This window comes from Methylobacterium sp. WL103, from assembly GCF_008039885.1.
Taxonomy (GTDB): domain Bacteria; phylum Pseudomonadota; class Alphaproteobacteria; order Rhizobiales; family Beijerinckiaceae; genus Methylobacterium; species Methylobacterium cerastii.
Window position 1 is genome coordinate 1 of record NZ_VRUX01000313.1, and the last position, 4,992, is coordinate 4,992.

Consider the following 4,992-nt stretch of genomic DNA (forward strand, 5'->3'; position numbering starts at 1 on the left):
TCGCCGGGTTGGCCGCCCGCCGCACGCTCCTCGATCCGCTGCTCCCGCCCGAGGCCGCCTTCCGCTGCGGCCTCGTTCCGGGCGAGGACATGGCGTTGCCCGAGGCGATGCCGCCGCGCGGGGGCATCGCCGCCTCGGGTCCGCCGGTGCGGCCGTTGGTCGTGAAGGATTAATACCCAGTCTCACGGGTCAAGACCCATGAGGTCCGGCGGACTCCCGCCGCCCCGCAGTCGCGGGGGCCCGAACCCCGATGAGCCGAGCTCAGCGAGGTTCGGTATGAGCCTGAGCGGATCTTTGCATCGTTTTGTTGTAAGGCCGTTTCGTCCTCTATAAAGAACGCCTCGGCGGGGCCTTCGGATCGCACCGCGAACCGATTCCCGGGAGGACCAGACGCGATGACCGAACCCAGAGATCCCCGTACGATCGCCGCCACCAACGGCGTGGCCGCGGACACGTCCTACGGCGCCGTCATCGCCCCGATCCATCTCTCGACGACGTACAAGTTCCCGGCCTTCGAGAAGCCGGGGCCCTACGACTACTCGCGGCTGGGCAACCCGACGCGCGACCAGCTCGCCGACACCCTCGCCAAGCTTGAGGGCGGCGCCCGCGCGGTGGTGGTGTCGAGCGGCATGGCGGCCCTCGACCTCGCCCTGTCGAGCCTGCGGCCGGGCGACCTCCTGGTCGCACCGCACGATTGCTACGGCGGCACGCACCGCCTGCTCAGCCTCCGCGCGGCGCGCGGGCACTACGCGGTGGCCTTCGTCGACCAGACCGACCCGGCGGCCCTGGAGGCGGCCTTCGCGAGGAAGCCCAAGGTCGTGCTGATCGAGACGCCGAGCAACCCGCTGATGCGCGTCGTGGACATCCGCCGTGTCACCGGGCTCGCCCGGGCGGCCGGCGCGCTCTCGGTGGTCGACAACACCTTCCTGTCGCCGGCCCTGCAGCGGCCCCTGTCGCTCGGCGCCGACCTCGTCGTGCATGCCACGACCAAGTTCCTCAACGGCCATTCCGACGTCGTCGGCGGCGCGGTGGTCGCGGCGGACGCCACCGTCGGCGACGAGCTCGCCGCCTGGGCCAACACCATCGGCGTCACCGGCTCGCCGTTCGACGCCTACCTGACGCTGCGGGGCGTGCGCACCCTGTTCGTGCGGGTCGAGCAGCAGCAGCGGACCGCCGGGCGCCTGGCCGCGTTCCTCGCCGGGCACCCGGCCGTCGCCGCGGTGTACTATCCCGGCCTCGCCAGCCATCCGGGCCATGCGCTGGCCCAGGCCCAGCAGAGCGGCTTCGGCGCCATGCTGAGCTTCGAACTCGTCGGCGGCCGCGAGGCGGTCCGCCAGGTCGTGGGGCGGGTCCAGGTGTTCACGCTCGCCGAATCGCTCGGCGGGGTCGAGAGCCTGATCTCGCACGCCGAGACCATGACCCACGCCGCCATGGACCCCGAGGCCCGCGCCATCGCCGGCATCACCGGCGGCCTGCTCCGCCTGTCGATCGGCCTCGAGGCGGAGGACGACCTCCTGGCCGACCTCGCGCAGGCGCTCGACGCCGTCCAGGCGGGCTGACCGCGGGTCCAGGGACTGGTGATTTCACAGACGAGCCGTTGAGGCGCGGGTCCCCTCTCCCGTCCGGGAGAGGGACAGGGTGAGGGGCCAGGTTTCTCCGGAGAGGCCGCACCCCTCACCCCAACGCTCTCCCGGACGGGAGAGGGGGCCGCGCCTTCGCCTCGAACGATCCATTCGGGGCCGTACCGCGGGGCTGCTCAATCGGTCTCCGCTCCGCACCATCATCACCCCGCGTCGGAGCGGCCGTGCACGCGGTCCAGCGCCGTGGCGAGGGCGGTGGCGAGGGCCGGCTCCAGGGTCTGCAGCTCCGCGAGGTGGGCCGTCGTCAGCTGCTGCAGCACCGCCATCGCCTTCGGCGTCAGCGACAGCGCCATCCGCCGGCGGTCGCGCGCCTCCGCCGCCTTGGTCAGGAAGCCCTTATCCACCATCCGCGCGACGAGCTCGGCCGCGGTCTGCGGCGCGATCAACAGCTGCTCGGCCACGAACCCGACCGTCGGCGGCCCGTCGTGGCCTGCGATCGCCAGCAGCGCCTGATGCTGCTGGGCCGGCAGGCCGACCTTGCCTGCTGCCGCCTCGCTGAAGGCGAGGAAGCGCCGCAGCTCCAGGCGGAAGCGCGCGATCGCGGCGTAGGCCTCCCGCGAGAGGACCGAGCCGGCATCCGAATCCATCGTCCACCTCCAAGCGTGGGGTTCAATATATCGGGTTACGATATATATGGGGTCGTACCGCATCCTACAGGAGGTTCAGCCGCATGCCGGTCTCGAAGGCAGCCCCGCCCGCCGGGCGTCGCGTTCTGGGTGATTTCCGCACCGACCGACGCCTCTTCGTGCTGTGCGCCATGGCGGTCGTGGTCGGCCTCGGCGGCACGGTCGCGGCCTGGGGCCTGCTCGCCCTCATCGCCTTCGTAACGAACCTCGTTTGGTTCGGCCGGATCGATGTCGGGGCGACTTCGCTGGCCGGGGCCACGCCCTCGCTCTGGATGGTCTGCGTGCCCCCGCTCGGCGGCCTCGCGATCGGCCTGATGGCGCGGTTCGGCTCGGAGAAGATCCGCGGCCACGGCATCCCGGAGGCGATCGAGGCGATCCTGATCGGCGGCAGCCGGATGTCGCCGAAGGTCGCGGTGCTGAAGCCGGTCTCGTCGGCGATCTCGATCGGCACCGGCGGCCCGTTCGGCGCCGAGGGGCCGATCATCATGACCGGCGGGGCGATCGGCTCGCTGTTCGCGCAGTTCTTCCACCTGAGCGCCGCCGAGCGGAAGACGCTCCTCGTCGCGGGCGCGGCCGCCGGCATGACCGCGATCTTCGGCACGCCGGTCGCCGCCGTGCTGCTCGCGGTGGAGCTGCTGCTGTTCGAGTGGCGCCCGCGCAGCTTCATCCCGGTGGCCGCCGCCGCCGTCACCGCCACGATGCTGCGGCCGAGCCTGTTCGGGGCCGGGCCGCTGTTCCCCTTCGCCGCCGACCCGGCACTGCCGTGGTGGGGCTTGGCGGCCTGCGTCGGCGTCGGCCTCGCCGCGGGGCTGCTCTCGGGCGTGCTGACGACGCTGCTCTACGCCCTCGAGGACGCGTTCGAGCGCCTGCCGATCCACTGGATGTGGTGGCCGGCGCTGGGCGGCCTCGCGGTCGGCCTCGGCGGGCTGGTCGAGCCGCGGGCGCTCGGCGTCGGCTACGACGTCATCGCCGACCTGCTCGGCGGCCACATGATGCTGAAGGCCGTGCTGCTGATCCTGGTCGTGAAGGCCGCGATCTGGCTCGTGGCGCTGTCCTCGGGCACCTCCGGCGGCGTACTCGCGCCGCTGCTGATCCTCGGCGGGGCGATGGGCTGGCTCGCCGGGTCGGCCCTGCCGGGCGACCCGGGATTCTGGGCGCTCCTCGGCATGGCGGCGATGCTCGGCGGCACCATGCGGGCGCCGCTCACCGGCACGCTGTTCGCCGTCGAGCTCACCGGCGACGTGCACGCGCTGCCCGCGCTGCTGGCGGCCTCGGCCGCGGCCTACGCCGTGACGGTGCTGCTGCTCAAGCGCTCGATCCTGACGGAGAAGATCGCTCGGCGCGGCCAGCACGTCACCCGCGAGTACGGCATCGACCCCTACGAGTTCACCCGCGTCGCCGAGATCATGGTCGCGTCGGTCGACACCCTCGGGGCCGACATGCCGGTCGCCGACGCGGTGGCGGCGATGGAGGCGGGGCGCCACCACGCCTACCCGGTGGTGGACGGCGAGAACCGCCCCGTCGGCCTCGTCACCCGCGGCGACGCGCTGCTGTGGCGGACGGACGGCTGCGACGGTTCGGAGCGCCTTGGTGAGCGGGTCTCCGACGCGTCGCTGGCCGTCGTCCACCCGGGCGACGTCACCGCGCACGCCCTCGACCTGATGCTGACGACGGGGCAGGGGCGCCTGCCGGTCACCGATGCGGAGAGCGGCACGCTGGTCGGCCTCGTCACGCGCAAGGACCTGCTGCAGGTCCGCGCCGCGGTGAACCGGTCCGAGGCGGAGCGGCAGGCCACCTTCGTCAGGCGGCGCAGGGCGGCGTAAGCCGAAGGCCGCGTCAGCCGTTCGGCTTGGCGCGGCCGGCCGGCGGCGGGTTGGTCGGCGGTGGGTTGGTCGGCGCGGGCTCGGGGTCCGGCTCGTCCGGGCTGTCGGTGGTGCAGGAGACCGCCTGCACCGCGTCGTTGGCCGCGGCCCGCTGGCTCGGCAGGCCTGCGATGACGCGGACGACGACGAAGCCCTGGTCGCCCGGGGCGACGATGCGCACGTCGCGGCTCGGCTCGTTCTCGTCGTCGTTGGCCAAGGCCGCGTCGTACTGCGCCCGGGTCAGCACCACGAGGTCGAGGGCGCCGCGCACCGCGGCCTGGTCGGTGACCGCGTAGAAGGCGCCCTTGCGGCCGTGCACCGCCAGCGACAGCATCATCGCGCCGGTCCGGGCCGAAACCCGCATCGGGCCGTCCTTAAGGTCGTAGGCGCAGACGCCGACCGCCACGGACGGGTCGGGAATCGGCAGCCACGCCTCGGCCGGGGCCGGCTCGCCGTGGGTCGCCAGGGTGTAGACCCGCTGCGGGTGCTCCAGGCTCTCGCTAGAGCGGGCGCGGGTGAGGGCGTCGGTCTCCGACAGGGCCGGAATCGCGAACACCGTCGCCACGTGGACGATCCCGGCGAGCGCCAGCCCGCAGGCGGTGGCGTAGACGACGCGCAGGTTCACGAGGCGCATCCCATCCGGGTGATCGCCGGCACCGCGTCGCGGTCGAGGGTCCCGGCGCTGGCGGCCACGGGGGTGTCGTAGAGGCGCATCGCCAGGCGGATCGGGCCGCTGGCGCGCGGGCTCGGCAGCCAGTTGCCGGGCTCGACCTCCGGGCCGACGACGATCGAAAAGCGCCCGTCGGCCTCGCGCAGGATCTCGGTGGAGGTGATGCCCTCGCGTAAGCCCGGGCGGCCGGGCTC

At 73.2% G+C, this 4,992-nt stretch carries 5 protein-coding genes; 2 read left to right on the forward strand and 3 right to left on the reverse strand.

Translation table 11 applies throughout. The features are described 5' to 3' along the window. The first annotated feature begins 395 nt into the window (after positions 1-395). Positions 396-1,559, forward strand: a complete 1,164-nt coding sequence (metB, locus tag FV222_RS17170) for a cystathionine gamma-synthase (protein WP_147764705.1) — start codon at positions 396-398, stop codon at positions 1,557-1,559. 224 nt (positions 1,560-1,783) lie between these two features. On the opposite strand, the gene FV222_RS17175 is transcribed toward metB, so the two are convergent. Continuing rightward, positions 1,784-2,227 (reverse strand): helix-turn-helix domain-containing protein, encoded by a 444-nt coding sequence (locus tag FV222_RS17175; RefSeq protein ID WP_147764704.1) that lies wholly within the window; start codon positions 2,225-2,227, stop codon positions 1,784-1,786. 83 nt (positions 2,228-2,310) lie between these two features. On the opposite strand from FV222_RS17175, the gene FV222_RS17180 reads away from it, so the two are divergent. Next, positions 2,311-4,089: a chloride channel protein gene (locus FV222_RS17180; protein WP_147815242.1), complete on the forward strand. Its 1,779-nt coding sequence runs from the start codon at positions 2,311-2,313 to the stop codon at positions 4,087-4,089. 13 nt (positions 4,090-4,102) lie between these two features. Here FV222_RS17180 and FV222_RS17185 read toward each other — a convergent pair whose 3' ends face one another. Beyond that, positions 4,103-4,762, reverse strand: coding sequence for a hypothetical protein (locus FV222_RS17185; RefSeq protein WP_246685513.1), 660 nt, complete (start codon positions 4,760-4,762; stop codon positions 4,103-4,105). Then, positions 4,750-4,992: DUF1214 domain-containing protein (locus tag FV222_RS17190; RefSeq protein ID WP_147815244.1), on the reverse strand; the 243-nt coding region annotated here is incomplete at its 5' end. The genes FV222_RS17190 and FV222_RS17185, both read right to left, overlap by 13 nt.

What these genes read in the sequence shown, in the direction of transcription:
- metB (WP_147764705.1), top strand. Translation starts at nt 396, where the DNA reads ATGACCGAACCCAGAGATCCCCGTACGATCGCCGCCACCAACGGCGTG.
- FV222_RS17175 (WP_147764704.1), bottom strand. Translation starts at nt 2,227, where the DNA reads ATGGATTCGGATGCCGGCTCGGTCCTCTCGCGGGAGGCCTACGCCGCG.
- FV222_RS17180 (WP_147815242.1), top strand. Translation starts at nt 2,311, where the DNA reads ATGCCGGTCTCGAAGGCAGCCCCGCCCGCCGGGCGTCGCGTTCTGGGT.
- FV222_RS17185 (WP_246685513.1), bottom strand. Translation starts at nt 4,762, where the DNA reads ATGCGCCTCGTGAACCTGCGCGTCGTCTACGCCACCGCCTGCGGGCTG.